Here is a 23,816-nt window from a genome sequence, read left to right on the forward strand (position 1 = left end):
GAAACGAAATATCAGTCCTTTATCAGGTCATTGCCCGTCATGTCTGCCGGCTGAGGCATTCCCATGATATGCAGAATAGAAGGAGCAACATCAGCCAGGACACCGTTTTCTACCTTTGCATTCTTGTTGGCTGTCACATATACGAACGGAACAGGGTTCAATGAATGCGCAGTATTCGGAGTGCCGTCATCATTCAGCGCATGATCGGCATTCCCATGGTCAGCAATGATGATTACCTCGTAATCATTGGCCTTGGCAGCCTCTACAGTGTCACGCACGCAATTGTCGATTGCAGTCACCGCCTTCTCGATTGCCTCGTAAACACCTGTATGCCCTACCATGTCACCGTTGGCGTAGTTTACAACGATAAAATCATATTTCTTTGTATTGATAGCTTCCACAAGTTTATCCTTCACCTCGTATGCGCTCATCTCCGGCTTCAGGTCGTAGGTGGCAACCTTCGGACTCGGAACCAGAATGCGGTCCTCATTGTCAAACGGAGTTTCACGCCCTCCATTGAAGAAGAATGTAACGTGAGCATATTTTTCTGTTTCAGCGATATGCAGCTGCGTCTTTCCATTCTTTGAAAGATACTCGCCCAGCGTGTCCTGAACGTTTTCTTTGGGGAAAAGGATATGCACGCCTTTGAATGAAGCGTCATACGGAGTCATGCAATAATACTGCAATCCCGGAATCGTCTTCATGCCTTCTTCAGGCATATCCTGCTGCGTAAGCACGATAGTCAGCTCTTTCGCACGGTCGTTGCGGTAGTTGAAGAAAATAACGGCGTCGCCTTCCTTGATCGTACCGTCAAAGTTTGCGTTATTGATCGGTTTGATAAATTCGTCCGTAACGCCCTCATCGTATGATTCCTGCATGGCCTGCACCATATCTGCAGCCTGCTTTCCCTTGCCTTCAACCAGCAAGTCGTATGCTTCCTTGACACGGTTCCAGCGCTTGTCGCGGTCCATGGCATAAAAACGCCCTACGATAGAGGCAATTCGTCCGGCAGATTGCGCGCAATGAGCAGTCAGCTGTTCGATAAATCCCTTTCCGCTCTTCGGGTCTGTATCACGTCCGTCCATAAAGCAATGGATGAATGTATTGTTTTCCAGACCGTATTCTTTCGCAATATCACACAGTTTGAAGAGATGAACCAATGACGAGTGGACACCGCCATTCGAAGTCAACCCCATGAAATGAATATTCTTGTTATGCTCTTTTGCATAAGTGAAAGCAGAAACCACTTCTTTATTTTTCAGAATGCTGCCGTCAGCGCACGCACGGTTGATTTTAACCAAGTCCTGATATACGATACGTCCTGCACCGATATTCAAGTGACCTACTTCCGAGTTGCCCATCTGTCCGTCAGGCAATCCGACATTTTCACCGCTTGCCTGCAACTGAGAATGAGGATACTCAGCCAGCAGACTGTCCCAATACGGAGTCGGGGTATTGAAAATCACATCATCTTTCTTGTGGTCACCACATCCCCATCCGTCAAGAATCATTAATAGTGCTTTCTTTGCCATAATTATTTTGTTTAAAAGTTGAAATCCACTTTATGTTTTCCGACAGCAAAAATACAAAATATCCTCGGTCGAAATGCATATTTAACAAATAAAAAATGTCATCCAAGCCGTTTGGCTCGAATGACATTTCTCTATTTCCTGATATAAGGCAAATTATTCGGCACGCAAAGTGAAGCGCTTGAAGTCAACGACTGCCAATTCCGGATCAGCAGCCTTCAATGCATCCGCAACCGTCTTTTTCGGATCCATGATGCTTTCCTGCTTCAACAGGCAGACTTCTTTCAGGAATTTGCCCAAACGGCCTTTTGCAATATTCTCAATCATAGCTTCAGGCAGGTTTGCAGCTTTCTCGGCAGCAACAGAAGCCTTGATTTCTTTTGCCTTAGCAACATCTTCAGCAGTAATCCATCCCTTAGCCATGTTGCTTTCCATGTGCTCTTCGCTGTCTACGTGAGCAGGATTAATGCCTGCTTTCTTCAAAGCGGCATCTACAGCCTTCTGCACCTGTTCAGCTTTAGTCTTTTCGATGGCAACCTTGATTTCTTCCTGTTTCACAGCTTCAGGAACACCAGCTTCGTCAATGGCAATCGGATTCATAGCAGCAATCTGCATGCAGATTTCGTGAGCGACACTTTCGCTGCAAGGCTTGTTGAAAGCCACCAGTGTGCAAAGCTGATTCTTGTTCATGTGGTTATAAACAGCTGTGCAAGCTCCCGAAACGAAGCTATAGCCGTCCAGTTCAGTCTTTTCTCCAGTTACACCGCTACGTTCGATCACAGCATCTGCTACCGTACCGTTACCCATCGGCAAAGCTTTCACTTCGTCCAATGTCTTGCATTTATTAGCTATTGCAGCATCAAGGATGGCTTGAGTCAATGCAACGAAGTCTGCATTCTTAGCAACGAAATCTGTTTCACATTTCAGAGCAATCATTGCAGCATAATCGCCTGTAGACTTAGCAAGCACACAACCTTCTGAAGTTTCACGGTCAGAACGTTTTGCAGCTACAGCCTGTCCTTTTTTACGAATAATTTCCATAGCCTTGTCAAAATCGCCTTCAGCTTCTGTCAAAGCGTTTTTGCAGTCCATCATACCAGCTCCCGTCATTTTACGAAGCTTGGTAATCTCAGCCATACTTACAGCCATAATCAATCGGGTTTATTAGTTAATTAATGAATTATCAAAAAAACAAGGAGTTAAAGAAGTCATACCGAACCAGGAGGAAGATGACAGCAAACCATCTTCTACATCCTTTCTGTCCGACTCCTTTAGCTCCTTGAAAATATTAAGCTTCTTCGTCTTCCTTAGTCATGAAAGCAGCAGCCTTAGATGCATTGATGGCATCTTCTTCAGCCTTGTCCATACGAGCTTTAACGGCTTTCTTCTTGCCACCTTTCTGTGCATTTTCGCCAGCAGCTTCCATATCTACCTTTTCAGCCTTTCTTTCTTCCAAGCCTTCAGCCATAGCACCGCAGCAAGCGTCCAGAATTACTTCGATAGACTTTGTTGCATCGTCGTTAGCCGGAATGACATAATCAACATTCGAAGGGTTTGAGTTTGTATCCACAATTGCAAATACAGGAATGCCCAAACGGTTAGCTTCGCGAACTGCGATATTTTCCTTCATCACGTCAACAACGAACAAAGCCGACGGCAAACGAGTCAGATCAGCGATAGAACCAAGATTCTTTTCCAATTTGGCACGCTGGCGAGAAATCTGCAGAATTTCTCTCTTAGACAGATTTGCATATGTACCATCGTTAGTCAGCTTGTCGATAGTAGCCATCTTCTTCACAGCCTTACGGATTGTCGGGAAGTTAGTCAGCATACCGCCCGGCCAACGTTCGATAACATAAGGCATATTCACAGAAGCTGCTTTCTCAGCAACAATCTGCTTTGCTTGTTTCTTAGTAGCAACAAACAGGATTTTCTTTCCTGATTTCGCGATCTGCTTCAAAGCTTCGGCAGCTTCGTCAACTTTCGCAACGGTTTTATTCAAATCTATGATATGGATTCCATTACGTTCCATAAAAATATACGGAGCCATTGCAGGGTTCCACTTTCTTTTCAGATGTCCGAAGTGGCAACCAGCCTCCAATAATGTATCAAAATTAACTCTTGACATTGTTCTAATCTTTTAATCGTTTACTTTCCTTTTTGTTTTAAATGAACCAACCGACAGGTAGTCCTTCCACAAACCACTTGCAGGAAGAGTCCTGACAGTTTAGATGCTAAACGCCTTTTTAAGTTTCTGAGTTCTTGAGTTTTTAAGTTTCCGGATTGACATATCCGAATATTGCCGACAAACTTATAAACAAAAAAACCGACGAACTCAAATCAACGTTTACTGAACTGGAATCTACGGCGTGCTTTCGGACGTCCCGGTTTCTTACGTTCAACAGAACGAGAATCACGAGTGATGAAGCCCTCTGCACGAAGCGACTTCTTATCTTCAGGGTTGATTTTAACCAACGCGCGGGCAATAGCCAAGCGAAGAGCCTGAGACTGGCCGGTAAATCCACCGCCATTCAGGTTTACTTTAATGTCATATTTTTCAGCTACATCCAGCTTGTTCAACGGTTGTTTTACTACAAACTGCAGAATCGGTGAAGGAAAGTATACTGCAAGATCTCTTTTATTGATAGTAATCTTTCCTGTGCCTTCGCTTACGAATACACGAGCGACTGCGCTTTTACGTCTGCCTAATGCATTTACTACTTCCATGCTCTATTATTTAAGTGAATTAATATCAATTACTTTCGGCATCTGAGCTTCGTGTTTGTGTTCGCTGCCTGCATAGATATACAGGTTGCCCAGCAATTTGGCTCCCAAACGGTTCTTGGGAAGCATACCCTTCACAACTCTTCTCATCAGCTTGTCTGCACCGTTAGGCTTAGCCATCAGACGAGCCGGAGTAATCTCACGCTGACCGCCAGGATATCCCGTATAGCTCAGATAAATCTTGTCAGTCATCTTCTTGCCTGTAAATTTCACTTTGTCTGCATTGATGATAATCACATTGTCACCGCAGTCTACATGAGGAGTAAAGTTCGGTTTATACTTACCTCTCAACAACTTTGCAACTTTTGCACCGAGGCGGCCTACAACCTGATCGGTAGCATCAACAACAACCCACTCTTTCGTTACGGTTGCCTGATTTGCAGAAATGGTCTTGTAACTTAAAGTATCCACTCTTTGAAAAAATTTAAAATGTTAACTACTAAAAAACAATTATCTTCCGACCTTCTTTCCCGGACAAAAAGAAAGAGAAGTCCTCAGAATTAAAAATTTATCACTTGTTGATAATAATCGGCTTGCAAAGGTACGGCTTTTCTTTTAACCGACAAAGATTTTAAGCATTTTTTTCGCTTGATAAGAGCTTGATAATTAACCCACACACATACAAAAAAACAGACGCAGTCCGGAAGCCGGCACTGCATCCGTACAACGTCTGTGAAATTTCATGGAATGAAAACCTGACTTACCTGAACACGTCGCCAGGATAAGAAGATGCCACATCAACACGTTTCCACACCTCATTATACCAGGCTTCTATTTTATTGCCGTTTATGTCGGTATCTACAAAATACTTCACTGTCATCAGCGTTCCGTTCTCCTTCATTTCAAAATACATTTTGTTTTCCTTCCCCTCCAATTGGGGCAAATGTACATTCTTTTCTATATATTCGGTATAAAACGTGCCGGAAGTCAGACTGAATGTCCCATAGCCGATAATGACAGCACCCGCCGGTGTCATAACCAAATTGCAAAAACGGCCGTCATTGCTTAAAATCTTCAGCGAATGACTTGTCCGCAGTTCGCCTGGAACATCGGGAGATGCAGAACAATAGAAACACATCTGCCAAATGCCGCTAAGATTAATCGGACGCTTTTCCTGGATATCCTGCGCATTGACTGTACTCATACCGCAGAAACACCCTAAAATCATGACAAACAAAAAACGCATTCTCATAGCTTAAAAGTTTTAAGGATTTCGATAAGTGTTATTTACAAATCTACGAAAAGATATTCACATAAGAGAATTTTTCATGAAATTTCTTCCCGCCGGAAAAGAATATCAGAAAGTTTTACCAACAAACAGAAAAAAGAAAGTCCGCCACAATCGGGCGGACTTTCGATTCTTATCAGAATTCGGCATTGCGCGGCGTACGGGGGAAGGGAATCACATCTCGGATGTTCGCCATACCTGTGACAAACAGCAGCAGACGTTCAAATCCGAGTCCGAATCCGGAATGCGGACAAGTTCCATACTTCCGCGTATCAAGATACCACCACATATCCTTCATCGGGATATGGAGTTCCTTGATCCGGGCGAGCAATTTATCATAACTAGCCTCACGCTCCGACCCTCCGATGATTTCACCGATCTTCGGGAACAGCACATCCATGGCACGCACAGTCTTGCCGTCATCGTTCTGCTTCATATAGAACGCCTTGATTTCCTTCGGATAATCAGTCAGGATTACCGGACGCTTGAAATGTTCTTCAACCAGATAACGCTCGTGTTCAGAAGCCAAATCAACGCCCCAATATACCGGGAACTCAAACTTATGGCCGGCAGCCACTGCGTCTTCCAGTATTTTGATGCCTTCAGTATACGGCAGACGTACAAATTCCTCTTTCAGCACTCCCTGCAAACGCTCTATCAAGCCTTTGTCAAACATGTCGTTCAAGAATTTCACATCATCATAACAATTGTCAAGAGCCCACTGTACGCAATACTTGATGAATTCTTCAGCCAAATCCATATTGTCGTTGATGTCATTGAAAGCAACCTCAGGCTCAATCATCCAGAATTCAGCCAAATGACGCGGCGTATTAGAATTCTCGGCACGGAATGTAGGACCGAACGTATAGATAGCGCCCAGCGATGTAGCAGCCAATTCGCCTTCCAACTGACCGGAAACCGTAAGGCTGGCTTGTTTGCCAAAGAAATCGTCATCATAAATGATCGACCCGTTCTCATCCTTCTTCAAATCATACAGATTAAGAGTAGTCACCTGAAACATCTGTCCGGCACCTTCACAGTCAGAAGCTGTAATCAATGGCGTATGGAAATAAAAGAATCCACGGTCGTGGAAGAACTTATGAATAGCAATAGCCATGTTATGACGAATACGGAAAACGGCTCCAAACGTATTTGTACGCGGACGAAGATGAGCAATCTCCCGAAGGAACTCCATCGAATGGCCTTTCTTCTGCAAAGGATAAGTATTGTCGCAAACGCCGAGCACTTCTATTTCCGTGGCCTGAACCTCAGCGGCCTGTCCGGCTCCCACCGACTCTACCAGCTTTCCGTTCACACTCAGGCAAGCCCCGGTAGTAATCTGTTTAAGAACCGACTCGTCAAAATTAGCCAGATCAACCACAATTTGAATATTATGAATTGTAGACCCGTCATTCAGTGCTATAAAGTTCACCTGCTTGCTGCCACGGCGCGTCCGCACCCAACCCTTTACATTTACAATCTCGCCAAATGTCGGTTTTGTCCACAAGTCTACGATTTTTGTCCTACGAATTTTTTCCATATTATCTCAAATTATATTTTTATTATCTAAGACAAAGGGCACAAAGTGCAGAACCAAGAACATTCTTCCTCCAACTTTGTGCCCATATACTTTTCATGACCGTTTCTCTGCTCACTCAAAAGCTCCCATACGAAGCATGTTCACTTCATTTTCCGTCAGATAACGCCAATCTCCGCGACGGAGCCCCTTCTTCGTCAGTCCGGCAAAATATACGCGGTCCAGTTTTACGACACGGTATCCCAACGATTCAAAGATCCGGCGCACGATACGGTTTTTTCCTGAATGGATTTCTATCCCTACCTGCGATTTGTCTGTGTCCGAGGCATAGCTTACCGCATCGGCATGGATTTCGCCGTCATCAAGCGTGATACCCTGCACGATCTTGTCCAAGTCAGCCCTTGTTACATTCCGGTCACAATACACATGATAGATTTTCTTCTTGAGGAATTTCGGATGAGTAAGCTTCGAAGCCAAATCACCGTCATTCGTCAGCAACAGCACACCGGTTGTATTGCGGTCAAGACGGCCGACCGGATAAATACGCTCCCGACAGGCGCCCTTCACAAAATCCATCACCGTTTTCCGCTCCTGAGGATCGTCAGATGTAGTCACGCAATCCTTCGGCTTGTTAAGCAGCACATAAACCTTGCGCTCAATGCTTACCGGCTCGTCATGGAACTTCACCTCGTCCGAACGTTTGATTTTCGTTCCCAGCTCAGTCACCACCACGCCGTTCACAGAAACCACTCCCGCCGTAATGAATTCATCCGCTTCGCGGCGCGAACAGATTCCGGCATTGGCGAGGAACTTGTTCAAACGGATGGGAGCATCCGGATCTGCCAGAATATCCTTGTATTCGATCTGCTTCTTCTTGCTGTATTTTGCATTCGGATCATAATCGGCTGTACGCGGACGGAAGCCTCTTCCCTGCGGACGGCTGTACCCTCCTTGCCCGCCGTTATTATAGCGCGGACGATACGGGCGTTCTCCATCCTCCTGACCATTGCCAAAACGAGAGTTTCCTCCCGAGTAGCGCGAATTATACGAATTTTGCCGGCCATTCCAGCTTCCTCCGCTGTTAGAGCCATAACGCGGGTTATACGATTGACGTTCGCCCTCCTCAGCATTGTCATTGTTGTACGAACCATACGGACGATTTCCGTACGGACGCTGCTGCGGACGGTTTCCATACGGGCGCTGATAGCGGCCTTCACCGTTTCCATTAAAACGAGGAGTATAGGAAGAGCGGTAATTCCCGTTTCCTCCTTCCTTATTATATGAACGTCGGCCAGCATTGTAGCTGCCGCTCTTTTCACCTCTGTTATACCTGTTGCTTCCTTCTCTGTTGTAAGATTTGTAACCGTCACGGCCAGACTGGCTGTTCTCACCTTCCTGTCTGAATTCTTTTTCTGCCATAATAAAATTCTTTTTTCAAAATTAATAATAGACCCCTCTCGGGCTCAATTCTCAAATTCCTGTATAGTTGTGCGGTGTTATAGCCCGCAATTCTTTCTTAATATTTTCGCTTACTTCCAACGTGTCAATGAAATTCGCTATAGACTCTTCGGTTATTGCCTGGTTCGTGCGCGTCAAGGCCTTCAGCGCCTCGTAGGGATGAGGATAAGCCTCCCGGCGAAGAATAGTCTGGATAGCTTCAGCCACAACGCTCCAGCAATTGTCCAAGTCTTCGTTTATCTTATGTTCGTTCAGCAAAAGCTTGCCCAGCCCCTTCAATGAGCTTTGGATAGCAATGAGCGTATGTCCGAAAGGCACACCCACATTGCGCAAAACGGTTGAATCAGTCAAATCACGCTGCAATCTTGAAACCGGAAGCTTCATCGACAGATGAGAGAACACCGCATTGGCAATTCCCAGATTCCCTTCCGCATTTTCAAAATCAATCGGATTAACCTTATGCGGCATTGCGCTGGAACCGACCTCGCCCGCTTTTATCTTCTGCTTGAAATACTCCATCGAGATATACATCCAGAAGTCACGGTTCATGTCAATCATTATCGTATTGATACGCTTCATCGCATCAAAAACCGCTCCCAGACAATCATAATTTGATATCTGTGTCGTAAACTCCTCGCGCTCCAGTCCCAGCTTTTCAGAAACGAATCTGTTTCCAAAAGCCTTCCAGTCAAACGCCGGATAAGCCACATGATGGGCATTATAATTTCCTGTGGCTCCTCCGAACTTGGCTGTAATCGGGCAAGACTTCAAGATTTCCAGCTGGCGCTTCAAGCGATAAACGAACACCATGATTTCCTTTCCCAAACGGGTAGGCGAAGCAGGCTGTCCGTGCGTCTTGGCAAGCATCGGAATATCCTTCCACTCTTCCGCATAAGAAGCCAGCTTGTCGATGAGTTCCTGAAGCTGAGGATAATAGACTTCGTTCAGCGCATCCTTGACCGACAAGGGAACAGACGTATTGTTGATATCCTGTGAAGTCAGTCCGAAATGAACGAACTCCTTATATGCATCAAGACCTCCCAGCTTGTCAAACTGTTCCTTGATGAAGTACTCCACAGCCTTGACATCATGATTTGTCACACTCTCAATTTCCTTGATGCGTGCGGCATCCTTCTCCGAGAAGTTGCGGTAAATGTCCCGCAGCGATTCAAACCGTGCCGGACCGACTCCTTCCAACTGAGGCAAAGGCAGTTCGCACAAGGTAATGAAATATTCAATTTCCACACGCACGCGATATTTCATCAGCGCGTATTCAGAAAAATAGTCGGCCAAAACTCCCGTTTTGTTTCTGTATCGACCGTCAATGGGTGATACAGCCGTGAGTAAATCAAGCTCCATCATGAGTAGAAAATATTTGATATCTTGTTTTTATGCGCAATTAATCAGGTTGCAAAGGTAATACTTTTTTTTCATAGATACGGGAGAGCAGGCACAAACTTTAGGATTTATTTTTAACGAGCCGTCTGAAGTCCGGCACATGACGCATCCATCGCCACCGTCTTCAACGGAAAAAACGTAGAATTCAGGCGCAGAGCTTGCCTGAGTTATGCGGCCAAGTATCCCGACTTCTGCCGTGAGAAACAGCAAGGGATGCCCTGAAATGAAGCCGCCTCCATCTGGCAACGGCCTTGCCCTCCAAGGCATCCCTCGCGGGTGTGACACTTACGGAATATCAGACACTACTCCGTCCCTGTCACAATCAATAAGAAAAGTCCGTCTTTCTGACAAACACTTTATAATCCTTTATCAATCCCGGAGCGCCGGCTTCAGCGCGGGGCAACATCCGGAATCCGGTAATCTGATACTCCTTGCCCAGATCGATAACAATCTGATGCGGATAAGCCGTATTGTCGACCGTCTGCCAGAATGTACTTTCCTGCAAGTCAAAGACCTTGTCGGCCGTACGATTGCCGCTGCGCGTTTCCTCGCTGTCAGCGTATACAATCTTCCAGGACTCGCGCGATACGGGCTTGCCGTCAGCTCCCAGCACATCCATCTCGGCAATGGCCGCAATATTTGTGCCATCGTAGTTAGAAGTGCCTTCCAGACAGAAATAGCGTCCGTTTACAGCCTTGCCGAACTTCACTTCCTGCCATCCGTTTCCAGAAGCAAACGTGCCAGCATGAACCGGAGTTTCAGAAGCCAGCTTCAGCGTCTGTCCGTCCTTGCGATGAGTTTCAGGAGCCTTTTCGCGGAGCATATCCAGTATCGGCTTTTCCAGTCCCGACACTTTTGCCTCAGCGGGGCCTTTCAGATCGAGCACTATAATCTCATTTTCGCCCTCTTTCAGCCAGCAGCCCGGCATATAAAGCGTCTGCTGAGGACCTATTTCCCAGAAACGTCCCAAAGCATGGCCATTTACCCAAACCATACCTTTTCCCCAGGTCTGCATATCGAAGAACGTATCGCCCACCTTGTCGAGCGTAAAAGTCGCCTTATAGTAAGCAGGCCCCTGAAGAGGCTTCCCTGCCTTATAGTTCTTCTGACTCACAAAATCATAGAACGGAGGAAGATTGTATACTGTCCACCCTTTCAATTCAACGGAAGCATCACCACTGATCACTTCCACTTTTTCAGTAATACCCTTGCGGTCATGGATAGACTTGTCAAAATTCACGCGTCCCATCGCTTCGACCAGGATGTCGAGCCGTGTACCTTTCTTCAACGTTTCTTTCAACGGCAAAGTAAACTCTCCGTGACGGCGGTCAAGACGTCCCAGCAGTTTTCCATCAGCAAACACCTGAGCCCAGTCGTGCATTTCATCCAAATGAAGCGTTCCGCTGACGTCTTCTTTCAATACCGTGCGGTACAGAATGCTTCCCCAGCCCTGGTCGAACATCTCCATCGGCTTGATATCCTCCGTCTGCTTCGACTCCGGAAGATTCTCAAACAAAGGAGCCACCTGCCAGTCCGTAATCGGAGCTACGCTTATCACAGGATAAGAAGCCGGCGGTTCGGGCAACGTTGTTCCTTCCGGAAGATACTGCTTCAGCAATTCACGCAACTGGAAATATTTCGGAGTGGTCCACCCCGCTTCACTGATAGGAGCGTCATAATCATAAGAGCTGCACATAGCCGAATAAGCCGGATTGTTTGCTCCGCCCCACCAGCCGAATGTCGTTCCCCCGTGCGTCATATAGAGGCTGAACGAAATGTTGCGGTCAAGCATATCCTTTATTCCGCTCACCATCGTAGCGGCATCACGGGTTTCGTGCTTGCGTCCCCAATGGTCAAACCAGCCGCTCCAGAACTCACTGCACATGAGCGGAGTATCCGGACGGACCTGTTTCAGCTTTTTAAACTGCTCTTCAATGTTTGCCCCTGTCCCGAAGTTGACAGTCCAAATCAAATCATCCAGCGCATTGTTGGTGAAATTGGAGCTCCAGTCGCACTGGAATAAAGGAACATCCGTAAAGCCGGCCTTTTTCACCAGGTCACGGATAGCCGATACATACGGTTTGTTGGTTCCATAAGACCCATATTCGTTCTCAACCTGAACCATGATAATATTTCCTCCGCGAGAAATCTGCAGGTCTTTCAGCTGCTTGCCCACTTCGTTCATGAAAATGCCGACACGCTCCATATAATATGGATCAAGCGTGCGCAACTGCACATCCTGCTTTTTCAGAAGCCACCAAGGCAGACCGCCCATCTCCCATTCGGCGCAGACATAAGGACCCGGACGTACAATCACATACATCCCATGCTTCTGCGCGAGGCGGCAGAATTTGGCAATGTCCTTATTGCCTGAAAAGTCAAACTCTCCCGGATGCTGCTCGTGGAGATTCCAAAACACATACAGGCAAAGCGTATTCATCCCCAAAGCCTTGCACGAGAGGATACGCTGTTCCCAATAAGGTTCCGGGATACGCGGATAATGCACTTCGGCCGCCTTAACGACAAACGGCTTGCCATTCAACAGAAAAGTTCCTTTCCCCACTTCAAAAGTTTCTTTCTGATCAGTCCCTGTTGCTGTTCCTGCAGAAGAAGCCGTAGCAGAAACCATTCCGCACGAAAGAAGCAACGACAGAGCCATACCTAAAAAACGATGATTCATGATATTCTCTTGTTTTTTTCAAAAGGTTAATACTCAAACGATTCGCAAATATAAGACATTTTTGGAAACCGCAACATATATAAATCGGTCAGCATGGAATGGAAAAAAGTCATATTTGCTTTCCCGCGATCTAAAGCCTGCCAGCATTTGTACAGTCCAACCCAATAATTTAAACGAACAAATGCATGGCAAGTCCTTATTTGTCAAGAAACTCGTTGGTTCCGACCCTCAAAGCCGGACCAAGATGAACCGCTCCGGCTTCTACCGGAAGCCAAACCATCATCTTTCCCTGCCCGCGATTTGCCCACGAATAATAAGGTATCAGTTTCAATGTAACGTCAGAAGTACACAGTTTCCCCTCTGCATCGTACGACAGCCGCTGAGCCTTGGCAGCAATCACACATGCCCCTCCGGGCGCCTTTTCGCCTGTTACCGCCAATTGAGCCTCACGAGGCAAGAGCACCGAGAACAGATCAATATTTTCATTATCCGGCCATTCCGCACAATATACCAACGGACCACGTTCCACCGCCATCTTACCGCGGTCGTCCGCAACTTTCTCGTTGGCCGCCACCAAACGGGGAGTCATATCCAAAGACAATTCAACCACATCTCCTTTCTTCCAGCGTCTGCTTATTGCAAGATAACCATTCTCCAGTTCCCCGTCTACGGTTTCTCCATTCACCTTTACAGAATAACCTGTCTTTTTTTTATCGGCAAAACGATACAGGTCGCTCGGAACCACTTCTCCACGTACCCATCCCGGGATACGCACTTTCATAACAAAATCACCCTTCCCTTTTGTAAGCTGCATCCTGACAGTCCCTTCAAAAGGATAAGCAGTCTGCTGCCGGAGTTCCAGCTTGTACTTGCCCACTTGAATCTCCGAAACCCCTTCCATAAAAAGATTAACATACAGACTATCTCCGCGGGTTGCATAAACATACCCCGGAACGGATGGAAGGAAACGGCAAAGATTCGACGGACAGCAGGCACAGCCGAACCAGGCTTTCCGTTCATACCCTCCGGCAGACTCCAGCGGATTAGGATAAAAGAATTTGCCTCCATCCAGCGAAATGCCCGACAACACACCGTTATATAGCGAACGTTCGAGAACATCATAATATTTAGCATCACCATGGAAAAGGAACAGCCGGTGATTTACATACACGTTTCCGATAGCTGCACATGTTTCACAATAGGCTGTAGCATTCGGCAGTTCATAATTGCCGCCGAAAGCTTCCCCGTTGGCCGTAGCGCCGATTCCGCCGGTCAGATAAAGTTTCTTTCCCACAATATTGTCCCATATGCGGCCAATGGCATGAACATAAGCAGTATCCCCCGTCAAAGCAGCCACATCAGCCATTCCCGAATACATGTAAGTGGCACGTACAGCATGACCTACGGCTTCATCCTGCTGCACTACCGGCTTGTGCGCCTGGCTGTAAGCATCCTTGCGCGATGTATATCCCCGCTTGTCGAGAAAGAATTTCGCCTCATCCAGGTATTTCCTGTTTCCGGTCACAAGATACAGCTTCGCCAAAGCCATTTCAGCGATCTGATGTCCCGGAACGCGCACCGTCTGGCCTTTATCCGGCCCGATCGCCTTACATACACAGTCGGCATATTTGATGGCTATGTCAAGAAAATTCCGCTTGCCTGTGGCCTGATAATGAGCCACCGCCCCTTCAATCATGTGTCCGAGATTATAAAACTCATGGCTCAGCTCTTCAACCTTTTCCCAACGCTTTGATCCGGCCCACGGATGCGGATGCTTGGGATTCATCGTGCGGGCGGTATACAGATAGCCGTCGGGCTCCTGCGCTCCCGCCACGATATGCAGCACGCTGTCGATATAACTCTCCAGCTTCTTGTCGGGATAAGTCTGCAACAGATAGCTCGCTCCTTCTATCGTCTTATAGACGTCCGTATCGTCAAACGAAAAGCCTCCGACCGAAAAGGTATCGCAAGGATGCTGAGCCTTCAGGAAATTATCGTAACGCCCTGTTTCTTCACACTTGCTGAAGGCCAAAGGAATGGTTACATCCCGGCAGGCGTCAAGACGCTGTTTCCAAAATCCTCCGTCCACGTGGGTAGCGGTGAACGGTACCGGCGTGACAGGATATCCGACCTGCTGAGCCATAGTGCCGGATCCGGCAAGCAATCCGGCAACGAACAATACTGCTGTTTTCATCAACTGTTGATTTTATCGGTTATTACTAGAATCAGAAGAAATGCGAAAGACGCTTAAAGAATAGGCCGGCATTTCGTATGCAAGATCTTCTCCGACAGCCAGCGAACTGGAAACAGGCTTCACGTTCTTGTCGGCCGGTTTTCCGGAAAGCACATGCAACGACGCTGAACTGTCGCTCGTTCCGAAAGGCAAATCCAAGTCGGCCTTGACCGGAACCGGAAGCAGATTCACCATCTTCACAATCAGATCTCCCGTTCTGCTGTCACGGACAACAGATGTCGCGATACGCTCGCGGACATCCTCTCTCTGATTGTCAACCGCACATTCAACAGGCAGATAAGTATCTCCCGCGTTCTGCCCGAACAAGAGTTGGGTATAGTAGCCTGCCGTAGGCTTCACCTCCCTGTTGTTGAAATAAATCAGATCCGGATTCCATTGCGTATAGCCTTCCTTTGCCAGCAACGGGGCATAGGATGTCATCCGGACAATATCACCGTTCCGCTCCACCGCGGTCAGGTAAAGCGCTTCAGCCAAAGCCGTTTCAATATTGTTGGGACGTCCCGGCAGATGCGCGGCATATTCACCCAGATAAACCTTCGACCCGGAGCGGTCATATCCGTCATAATAATTCTGGTTATAGATGAACCATCCCGGCGTGTTATAATAATGTTCGTCTACCATCGGCAGTTTCAGCCTGTCGGCCAGATCCCATCCCTCCTCATAGTCAGTGCCTTCGTAAAACGGACCTACTGTTCCGATCACCGTGATTTCGGGATGTTTCTCCTTTATCGCCTTATAGATCATGGCAAAGCGTTCTTCAAACACGTCCGTTATCTGGTCTTCATTTCCGATTCCGATATACTTCAAGCCAAAAGGCTCCGGATGACCCGCTTCGGCACGCATCTTCGCCCATTTGTTATTTTTCGGATCTGCGTTCGCATAATCAATCAGGTCCAATATATCCTGCACATATTCGTCCATCTCATCCATCGGAATGCCTCCCTGCTGGCCTCCTCCCAACAGTTTGCCGGGAATACATGCCGAATTCTGGCAGGGAACTCCGGCAGCCAGTACGGGCAAAGGCTCGGCCCCCATGTCTTCACAAAACTGGAAATACTCGAAATAGCCCAGTCCCATTGTCTGATGATACCCCCAAATGTTCTTCATCGGCTTCCGGCTTTCCAGCGGTCCGACCGTATTTTTCCAGCGGTAAATGTTTTCAAGTCCCTGTCCGTGCGAAGCGCATCCTCCCGGGAAGCGGACGAAGCGCGGATGCAGATCGGCTATCGCCTGCGCCAAGTCCGCACGCAATCCGTTCTTATGTCCCTTAAACGTATTCTGAGGAAAAAGAGAAACCATATCCAGCTCGTAGCTTCCCTCCGCCAACGGAGAAAGAGTCAGCACAGCCTTGTCGGATGAAGCCTCAGCACGAAGCACTGCAGACTTTTTCTTCCAGCCGCCCGACGAAACGCTCACTGTTTTATCCGCCAGTACATTCCCGCTTTCATCGCGCAAACAGACTCTCAGCTTCCCGCTTTTTCCTCCCTGCATTCTGCCAAAGAATGAGAAGTCGTATTTCTCGCCTTCCTTTATTACCATACCGTCAAAGCCGGAATTCACAAGCGACGCTCCCGCATGTTCCACATCTAAAGCCAAATAATGGGAGTTGTTTTCATGGATCGGACGTTCGCTTTTTACGGACATCTGCATTCCTGCCCCTTCAACCGACCAGGCGTATACAGGCCCCCAGTCCTTTACACGGCCGTTTTCCCCCGCAACATACTCGAAGTCACGGTTCTGAACCAGTTCGGCATACAAGCCGCCGTCCGCTCCGTAGTTAATGTCTTCAAAAAACACGCCGATCAACTTGTCACTAATCGGCTTTGCCTGTCCCTCCGGCACCTTCACCTTCAGATTCACAGGCTGAAGTCCGGCAAACCTTGTCCCGTCCTGTTCCGCCCGTTCATCGTGAAGACGAGCCCGATACGCCCGGTGATCGGCAAACATCGACAACCTTTCCACATCGCTCCATGCCACCTTCTGCACCGTTCCGCTCTCGGAGGATCCATCAACCAGCACTGTCTTTTGAGGAAACTTTGTCCATCCGTCCGACACATACCGGCCGAACTGATCGTCTGTAAAATATGTCTGCCGCTTCCACGAAAGCAGGTCTTCCGAAGCCGCATGGGCAAATTCCTTGCCGTTCCCGTTCAGCTGCCAAATGCAGTGCCACGTGCCTTCACTGTCACGGCGCAACTCCGGATCCACCATCCGTTTCTCCGCACCCCATGCCGCATAGTCACACTTCACGTAAGCATATCCGTTTCCGACACTGAACCATTTCTCGCCGTCGGGACTCCACGCAAACTTCAAGCCGCTTCTTCCGGCATCGGGAACCGTTGCGTACGAAAACAGATAGACCGAGTCCGGTTCGTTCATAATCTCTCCGACATGCGCCGACACAGGAAAAGTTCCCGCACATGCGCATAGAACTGCGATACATGCCAAATGTTTCATCATATCAGGATTTTAAGTGACATAAGATTTATTCTGTAAGCTGTACCCGTTTAAGCGTACCGTCCTCGTTAAACTCCAGCCGGTCGATGCAAACCTCCCGATGGACACCAGGGCCTTTGTCTTTATCCAGATAGTTTTTATTGATACGATGATAAACGATATACCACTCATCCGTCCCCGGCTTGCAGATGACAGCATTGTGCGCCGGGCCATAGATTTCCTTTTCCGGATTCTGTATGGTGACAATCGGATCTTCCGCCACCTTAATCTTTCCTAACGGCGAATCGGATGTCCCGTATGCCACATGATAGTTGGCCGAACCCGTATCATCCACCGACCACATGAAGTAATAGATTCCTTTCCGATAGAATACATAAGGAGCCTCCCTGTATTCATAGTCCTTCAATGTTCCGCCCTTGGGAGTCATCACCCGCACCGTTTCCTTCTTCAGAGAAACCATATCAGCATTCAGTTCAGCTCCTGCCATATAGCCATTTCCCCAATAAAGATAAGATTTGCCGGAAACCGGATCAGTAAACACGTCAACGTCTATCTGCTGCCCTTTCCCGGCGGGAGATTCCGTGACAATCGGCTTGCCCATATCCTTGAACGGACCGGCCGGACTGTCGGCCACCGCAACTCCGATCTGTTTCCCGGAACCGTCGTTCGGGTTGCCGCTGTAATAAAAGAAATATTTGTACTTTCCGTCAATCAGCTTTTCTTCTGCGGCCGGCGCCCATGCATTTCCGTTGGCCCAGGGAACCTGCGGAGAACGCAGATCCAGCACCACTCCCTCATAGCTCCAGTCCTTCATGTCGGGCGAAGAGAAAGCGGTGAAATACCACCCTCCCCAGCCGGGCTGTCCGTCGGTAGTGGAATAAATATAGTATTTGCCGGTAAGATGAGAATAAAGAATCTCCGGATCTGCATGGAATCCGGGCAGAACCGGGTTCTGAGGCAGCTCGCCCAGTTCGGCAGGCTTTCCCCATCTGTCTGTTATCCGCTGCAGTTCGGCACGCGTAATCGGGATAATCGTTCCGTGGCGCGGATGGAAGTTCATGCTCACCGCATGGTCAATCACCTTGAAGTGCTCCAGATCAGTAGTTTCCGTGAACTGATACTGGCCTTTCATATACACATCATACATCAGGATGTATTTGTCCTGCCCGATCAGCTTGAAAGTTCCGGCTCCCTCTACCGCCTCTTTCGTCTGCTGCTTGTAGTCGGCGCTTTCTTTCCATTTTCCGGAAACGAGCGAACGGGTGGTTGCAACCTTTATGCCGTTTCCATGCCCTTCGGTCTTGTAAAACAGATGATAGGTTCCATCCTTGTATACAATGTCCCCGTCAATGCACGATTTCTTGTCCGCCGGAATGAACAAAGGCTTCGGCTCGCCGATCAGATCAGTAAAATCATCATTGGCGTATGCATAATAGATAACATCCGGCCCGCCGGCATACTGCATCGACCAATAAATCATATATTTCCCCGCTTCTCTGTCGAAAATAGTCTGGGGCGCCCATACGCGCTTCAGCTTCTCCTGCCCCTTATACCGCTTCTGCATGTTGATGATGGAATGCGACCAGTTTACGAGGTCGGTCGACTTCAACAGCACCATGGCACGGTTCGAATCCCATCCGTTGTCAGACACCATATCCGTAACAACCATATAGAATGTCTTTCCGTCCTCACAGCGCAGGATATGCGGATCACGCACGCCGCCCGTAGAGCTGATAACTTTAGAATCGATAACAGGCTTGTTTCCGTTCAACGCCCAATACGAATACCCGTCCATGCTGACGGCATAACAAACAGCCTCTTCACTGATGTGATTTCCCGTGAAATACGTAAAGAGATAAGCCACATAATCTTTTTCTTCGACAGAAGACGCAAAAGACACATTTGCAACAAACGAAAAAAATGCGAGCAAAGTCAAAATCCGGTTTCTCATAATCTGTTCTTAAAATGTTAACTTGACTGATGCAAAGATAAGGATTAGTGTACAAACTACACAAACAAATCATTCAAAAAACGATAAATAATCGGGCAAAATCAAAATTTTCAGTCTGTTTGATGGCACAGGAACAAAAAATCAGTCACCCGTGAAATTCATCCGGCTTCCCCTATGAGCAAAACGACGGAACGCCACAGAAACTTCAAACCACACTGTGAACTGTATAAACCACATTGTCGTTTCTATAAACCACATCGTTGTTTGTACAAACCACAGTGTGGTTTACAGAATGAAACGGGACAGTCCAAACTTTTCACGGCGGAGAGCGGAATCTTCCGCCCCCTCAAGCCTTCATTCCCTTCACTATAACCTTCTCGTTATTCCCCAGCGTAGTGGCAAAAAGATACACATCCCCTCCTTCCCTGAGCTTTAGCCTCTTGCGCAGGTCGGCCACCGCAGCAGGGAAATTGCGGACGGTCAGATTCGCCTTGTCCACGCCGTGAAGGAACGCTTTCAGCTCTTTCTTCCCGAAACCGGAAACACCGGTCACGCGGAAACGGCGCCCGGGGAAGTCAACAAGCTGCCCTGAGGTATACAGATGGCTGTCGGGGTGCAGCTTCCTGAGCCCGTAACGCTCCGCCAACAGGCGGAACGGACCCGCTTTCATTAAAGAAGCGCCCGGTTCATAAAGGTATTCTTCCACAGAAACTGCCAGCGGGCAATCGGCCTTTTTCTCCTCCGGATAAGTAAACCGGAAGGGTTCGGATAAAAAGTTATCAACAGCCTGTTCACAACATACAACCGGATCAGAACATGCCTCTGTGCCCTTTTCAAGCATAATCAACAGTTCTTTGCACTCGTTATTAACAGCTACCACATGCACTTCGCACACATGCTTCAGTTCCCTCAATGCCGAAAAGATGTCCAGCATCGGAGAAAGCTTGACCATCACCCGCTTCCCTTTTTCCAAAAGCAAAGGCTCGAAGGCCGACACATCCGGCTCACAATCAGCTATTTTCACGGTTTTCCCGCCATGCGAGTCCCGACGGGCCGGATCCAGAAAGAGGCAGTCTACCGGCTCCATCGCTTTCAGATAATCCACGGCATCGGCACAATGCACCCTGACATCCTCCAGCCCCAGCAAAGGAAAGTTATGAACAGCCTGTTCACAAAGAGCCTCCTGCCTTTCCACATAGTCCGCCTCCCTGAAATTCCGCGCCATGCAGACAAAATCGACACCGAAGCCTCCGGTCAAATCCGTAAAAGTATATCCCCTCACCAGCGAAGCCTTATACCTTGCCGTTATTTCAGAAGAACACTGCTCCATCGACAGATGCTTCGGATAGACAATCCCCTCGGTCTGCGCCCATCCGGGCAGTTTTTTCCGGGCAACCTGCCAGCCCGCAATCTGTTCTGCCGCCGCCTGCACATCTATGCCGGGATACCTGGAAGCACGAAGAGCCAGGTCGCGCACATTGTCCGTGCGATGCTCCCGTATGAACTGCAATGTTTCGGATGAAAACTGTATCATGTCTTTTCGTTTTATCGGACACCACAAAGATACGGAAATCCTCCGGTATAAAAAACAGGCGGCTATCTTGATTGAAACAGGCGGCCATCTCAGAAGGGCAATCCGCCGAACCGGAGAAACTTGAAGCAAAATTTCCACAATTAAGCAAATATAGTTACTTTTGCCCCAAACAAGCAGAGAGAATGGACAAAGCCCACGCTCATTTCCTTACCGGCTCCATAACCGACACGAGGAAAAGAGTCTGGCCGGTTCCAGACTTCTGAAATTATATAAAAAAAGACAACAACAAGATGATATCGCTCAAAGATTTCTTTTCGTTCAAAAAGAACCGTTTCTTCTGGCTTAATCTGGCCGGAATGATTATAGTAACCGTTGCGGTCTGCTGGGGCACCTTGCTCTGGCTCGACAAATACACGCACCACGGAGAATCGTATGTGGTGCCTGACGTAACCAACAAGACTATTGCAGAGGCAAAACGTGCACTGGGAACCCAAAAGCTAGAATACGCTGTCGTTGACTCCAGCTATGTGAAAGGGTCGCCTGCGGGAATCGTACTCGACCAAAAGCCGTCGGGAGGATCCCGGGTAAAAGAAGGCAGGACTGTATATCTGACCGTTACAACAACCAACGTACCCCTTGTGGCCCTGCCCGACCTTATCGACAACAGTTCACTCCGGCAGGCTGAAGCCAAGCTGAGGTCCATGGGATTCAAGGTGACGGAACCCGAATATGTATCCGGAGAACAGGATTGGGTATACGGAATCAAATACAGGGGCAGAAGCCTCTCGGCCGGCGACAAGGTGCCAAACGAAGCTCTGCTGACGCTCTGCGTGGGAAGCACCGCCATGCGCGAACTGACAAAGACAGATTCCACCCAGATAAGCCTTCCTGCCGACAACTCGGAGGGAGGAGAAGCGGAAGTTGACGGTTCATGGTTTTAAGGCTATACAACGGAAATGGCAGAAGACTACATTGACAACGAACTGGACGACTCGCTGGAAGACATAGACTCCGCAGAAGGGCAGGACGGACTTTACGAACACTTCCGGGTAGTGGTGGACAAGGGACAGGCTCCCGTCCGCATCGACAAATACCTGTTTGAACGCATCGTCAACGCATCGCGCAACCGCATACAGACTGCGGCTGACGCGGGTTTCGTCATGGCAAACGGCAAGCCCGTAAAAAGCAGCTACAAGGTCAAGCCGCTCGACGTGCTGACGGTCATGATGGACCGCCCGAAGTATGACAACGACATCGTTCCGGAAGACATTCCGCTGGATATCGTATATGAAGACGATGACCTGATGGTCATAAACAAGCCTGCGGGACTGGTGGTGCATCCGGGATGCGGAAACTATCACGGCACACTGGTCAATGCCATCGCATGGCATCTGCGCGACGTTCCGAGCTACAACCCCAACGACCCGCAAGTAGGACTTGTCCACCGCATCGACAAGGACACATCCGGACTGCTGGTGGTGGCAAAGACTCCGGACGCGAAAACAAGCCTGGGACTGCAATTCTACAACAAGACCACCAAAAGGGAATACAACGCACTGGTGTGGGGCATCATTGACGAAGACGAAGGCACTGTCGAGGGAAATATAGGGCGCAATCCGAAAGACCGCATGCAGATGGCCGTCATGAGCGACCCCGAGCAGGGGAAACATGCGGTTACCCATTACCACGTGCTGGAACGTCTGGGATATGTCACTTTGGTAAAATGCGTACTCGAAACCGGGCGCACGCATCAGATCCGTGTCCATATGAAACACATCGGCCACGTACTGTTCAACGATGAACGGTATGGTGGACATGAAATATTAAAAGGAACTCATTTCAGTAAATACAAACAATTTGTAAACAACTGTTTCGAAATCTGTCCGCGGCAGGCGCTTCATGCCAAGACGCTGGGATTCGTACACCCACGCACGGGAAAAGAAATGTTTTTCACATCCGAACTGCCCAAAGACATGGCAAACCTGCTGGAACGGTGGAGAAACTATATCAGCAACAGAGAACAATTATGAAACGTATCATTGCTATCGTAGCAGGAGGCGACTCGTCCGAACACGGAGTCTCCATGAAAAGTGCAGAAGGTATCTATTCATTCATAGACAAGGAAAAATACACGCTTTACATCATCGAACTGACCAGACAAAGCTGGGAAGCCATCCTTCCAGACGGTTCGCGTTCACAGGTGGACAAGAACGACTTCAGCTTTACAGACAACGGACAGAAGATTGTTCCTGACTTCGCCTATATCACCATCCACGGCACGCCGGGCGAGAACGGAATCCTGCAAGGATACTTCGAACTCATCGGCATACCTTATTCCACTTGCGACGTGCTTGTATCGGCGCTTACGTTCAGCAAATTCACTCTCAACCAATACCTGAAAAGCTTCGGAGTGCGCATTGCCGAATCCATGCTGGTACACAAGAGCCATGGCATCAGCGACGAAGAAGTCATAGACAAAATCGGCCTGCCCTGCTTCATCAAGCCGAACGCCAGCGGATCCAGCTTCGGCGTAACGAAAGTAAAGACCCGGGAACAGATCCAGCCTGCACTGGAAACGGCATTCAAGGAATCAGACGATGTGATGATCGAAGCGTTCATGGACGGAACCGAACTGGCAAACGGATGCTACCGGGCTAAAGGAAGAACGGTCGTGCTTCCCATAACCGAAGTGGTAAGCAAAAACGAGTTCTTCGACTTCAACGCCAAATACAACGGAGAAGTGACAGAAATCACGCCGGCACGCCTCAGCCCCGAACTCACCGCACGCGTGCAGAAACTGACTTCTGCCATCTACGACATTCTGGGATGCAAGGGACTGGTCCGTGTGGACTACATCATCACCGAAGGAGAGAAAATAAACATGCTTGAAGTCAACACCACACCGGGAATGACCGCCACCAGCTTCATCCCTCAACAAGTGCGCGCGGCAGGACTCGACATAAAAGATGTTATGACCGAAATTATAGAAGATCATTTCAATTAATT

At 48.3% G+C, this 23,816-nt stretch carries 17 protein-coding genes; 3 read left to right on the forward strand and 14 right to left on the reverse strand.

Features of this window, described 5'->3' with window-relative positions:
* Positions 1–11: 11 nt before the first annotated feature.
* The 14 genes from gpmI to QUW60_RS08215 form a co-directional block, all read right to left on the reverse strand.
* Positions 12–1,532, reverse strand: a complete 1,521-nt coding sequence (gene gpmI / locus QUW60_RS08150) for a 2,3-bisphosphoglycerate-independent phosphoglycerate mutase (RefSeq protein WP_258336649.1) — start codon at positions 1,530–1,532, stop codon at positions 12–14.
* Between the two features lie 153 nt (positions 1,533–1,685).
* The gene (tsf, locus tag QUW60_RS08155; protein WP_258336650.1) at positions 1,686–2,678 is read right to left on the reverse strand and encodes a translation elongation factor Ts; all 993 of its coding nucleotides are present in this window, start codon (positions 2,676–2,678) and stop codon (positions 1,686–1,688) included.
* Between the two features lie 139 nt (positions 2,679–2,817).
* Positions 2,818–3,657, reverse strand: a complete 840-nt coding sequence (rpsB, locus tag QUW60_RS08160; RefSeq protein WP_258336651.1) for a 30S ribosomal protein S2 — start codon at positions 3,655–3,657, stop codon at positions 2,818–2,820.
* A gap of 212 nt (positions 3,658–3,869) precedes the next feature.
* On the reverse strand, positions 3,870–4,256 hold the full coding sequence (gene rpsI, locus QUW60_RS08165) for a 30S ribosomal protein S9 (protein ID WP_258336652.1): 387 nt from the start codon (positions 4,254–4,256) through the stop codon (positions 3,870–3,872).
* A 6-nt stretch (positions 4,257–4,262) separates the two neighbouring features.
* On the reverse strand, positions 4,263–4,724 hold the full coding sequence (gene rplM / locus QUW60_RS08170) for a 50S ribosomal protein L13 (protein ID WP_258336653.1): 462 nt from the start codon (positions 4,722–4,724) through the stop codon (positions 4,263–4,265).
* Positions 4,725–5,013: 289 nt separating this feature from the next.
* Complete coding sequence (locus QUW60_RS08175; protein ID WP_258336654.1) at positions 5,014–5,505, reverse strand: DUF4488 domain-containing protein; 492 nt, start codon at positions 5,503–5,505, stop codon at positions 5,014–5,016.
* A gap of 172 nt (positions 5,506–5,677) precedes the next feature.
* Positions 5,678–7,081 carry an asparagine--tRNA ligase gene (asnS, locus tag QUW60_RS08180; protein ID WP_258336655.1) on the reverse strand — a complete coding sequence of 468 codons (1,404 nt, stop codon included), beginning with the start codon at positions 7,079–7,081 and terminating at the stop codon, positions 5,678–5,680.
* A gap of 111 nt (positions 7,082–7,192) precedes the next feature.
* Positions 7,193–8,497 carry a pseudouridine synthase gene (locus QUW60_RS08185; RefSeq protein WP_289559753.1) on the reverse strand — a complete coding sequence of 435 codons (1,305 nt, stop codon included), beginning with the start codon at positions 8,495–8,497 and terminating at the stop codon, positions 7,193–7,195.
* A gap of 51 nt (positions 8,498–8,548) precedes the next feature.
* A complete protein-coding gene (purB, locus tag QUW60_RS08190) occupies positions 8,549–9,895 on the reverse strand; it encodes an adenylosuccinate lyase (protein ID WP_258336794.1) in 1,347 nt (448 codons plus the stop codon).
* A gap of 361 nt (positions 9,896–10,256) precedes the next feature.
* Positions 10,257–12,563, reverse strand: coding sequence for a beta-galactosidase (locus QUW60_RS08195; protein WP_289559801.1), 2,307 nt, complete (start codon positions 12,561–12,563; stop codon positions 10,257–10,259).
* Between the two features lie 247 nt (positions 12,564–12,810).
* Positions 12,811–14,808, reverse strand: a complete 1,998-nt coding sequence (locus QUW60_RS08200) for a glycoside hydrolase family 127 protein (RefSeq protein ID WP_434736856.1) — start codon at positions 14,806–14,808, stop codon at positions 12,811–12,813.
* A 12-nt stretch (positions 14,809–14,820) separates the two neighbouring features.
* Complete coding sequence (locus QUW60_RS08205) at positions 14,821–17,328, reverse strand: alpha-L-arabinofuranosidase family protein (RefSeq protein WP_434736857.1); 2,508 nt, start codon at positions 17,326–17,328, stop codon at positions 14,821–14,823.
* Positions 17,329–17,353: 25 nt separating this feature from the next.
* Complete coding sequence (locus QUW60_RS08210; protein WP_289559755.1) at positions 17,354–19,276, reverse strand: glycoside hydrolase family 43 protein; 1,923 nt, start codon at positions 19,274–19,276, stop codon at positions 17,354–17,356.
* Between the two features lie 346 nt (positions 19,277–19,622).
* Positions 19,623–20,807 carry a THUMP-like domain-containing protein gene (locus QUW60_RS08215; RefSeq protein ID WP_289559807.1) on the reverse strand — a complete coding sequence of 395 codons (1,185 nt, stop codon included), beginning with the start codon at positions 20,805–20,807 and terminating at the stop codon, positions 19,623–19,625.
* 293 nt (positions 20,808–21,100) lie between these two features.
* On the opposite strand from QUW60_RS08215, the gene QUW60_RS08220 reads away from it, so the two are divergent.
* From QUW60_RS08220 to QUW60_RS08230, 3 genes are read left to right on the forward strand one after another with little or no spacing between them, the layout of a single operon-like run.
* Entirely contained in the window at positions 21,101–21,751 is a 651-nt protein-coding gene (locus tag QUW60_RS08220) for a PASTA domain-containing protein (protein ID WP_289559757.1), read from the forward strand.
* 15 nt (positions 21,752–21,766) lie between these two features.
* On the forward strand, positions 21,767–22,840 hold the full coding sequence (locus QUW60_RS08225) for an RluA family pseudouridine synthase (RefSeq protein WP_289559759.1): 1,074 nt from the start codon (positions 21,767–21,769) through the stop codon (positions 22,838–22,840).
* Positions 22,837–23,814, forward strand: coding sequence for a D-alanine--D-alanine ligase (locus tag QUW60_RS08230; RefSeq protein ID WP_258336661.1), 978 nt, complete (start codon positions 22,837–22,839; stop codon positions 23,812–23,814). Before QUW60_RS08225 ends, QUW60_RS08230 begins: the two co-directional genes overlap by 4 nt.
* Positions 23,815–23,816 lie beyond the last annotated feature (2 nt).

It is taken from the genome of Bacteroides gallinaceum (genome assembly GCF_030373775.1).
GTDB classification, from domain to species: domain Bacteria; phylum Bacteroidota; class Bacteroidia; order Bacteroidales; family Bacteroidaceae; genus Phocaeicola; species Phocaeicola excrementipullorum.

Coding starts and splice junctions, on each gene's coding strand:
- gpmI (WP_258336649.1), bottom strand. CDS start 1,532: ATGGCAAAGAAAGCACTATTAATGATTCTTGACGGATGGGGATGTGGT.
- QUW60_RS08210 (WP_289559755.1), bottom strand. CDS start 19,276: ATGAGAAACCGGATTTTGACTTTGCTCGCATTTTTTTCGTTTGTTGCA.
- asnS (WP_258336655.1), bottom strand. CDS start 7,081: ATGGAAAAAATTCGTAGGACAAAAATCGTAGACTTGTGGACAAAACCG.
- QUW60_RS08230 (WP_258336661.1), top strand. CDS start 22,837: ATGAAACGTATCATTGCTATCGTAGCAGGAGGCGACTCGTCCGAACAC.
- QUW60_RS08175 (WP_258336654.1), bottom strand. CDS start 5,505: ATGAGAATGCGTTTTTTGTTTGTCATGATTTTAGGGTGTTTCTGCGGT.
- tsf (WP_258336650.1), bottom strand. CDS start 2,678: ATGGCTGTAAGTATGGCTGAGATTACCAAGCTTCGTAAAATGACGGGA.
- QUW60_RS08185 (WP_289559753.1), bottom strand. CDS start 8,497: ATGGCAGAAAAAGAATTCAGACAGGAAGGTGAGAACAGCCAGTCTGGC.
- QUW60_RS08225 (WP_289559759.1), top strand. CDS start 21,767: ATGGCAGAAGACTACATTGACAACGAACTGGACGACTCGCTGGAAGAC.
- QUW60_RS08220 (WP_289559757.1), top strand. CDS start 21,101: ATGATATCGCTCAAAGATTTCTTTTCGTTCAAAAAGAACCGTTTCTTC.
- purB (WP_258336794.1), bottom strand. CDS start 9,895: ATGGAGCTTGATTTACTCACGGCTGTATCACCCATTGACGGTCGATAC.
- rpsB (WP_258336651.1), bottom strand. CDS start 3,657: ATGTCAAGAGTTAATTTTGATACATTATTGGAGGCTGGTTGCCACTTC.
- QUW60_RS08195 (WP_289559801.1), bottom strand. CDS start 12,563: ATGGTTTCTGCTACGGCTTCTTCTGCAGGAACAGCAACAGGGACTGAT.
- QUW60_RS08205 (WP_434736857.1), bottom strand. CDS start 17,328: ATGATGAAACATTTGGCATGTATCGCAGTTCTATGCGCATGTGCGGGA.
- rpsI (WP_258336652.1), bottom strand. CDS start 4,256: ATGGAAGTAGTAAATGCATTAGGCAGACGTAAAAGCGCAGTCGCTCGT.
- QUW60_RS08200 (WP_434736856.1), bottom strand. CDS start 14,808: ATGAAAACAGCAGTATTGTTCGTTGCCGGATTGCTTGCCGGATCCGGC.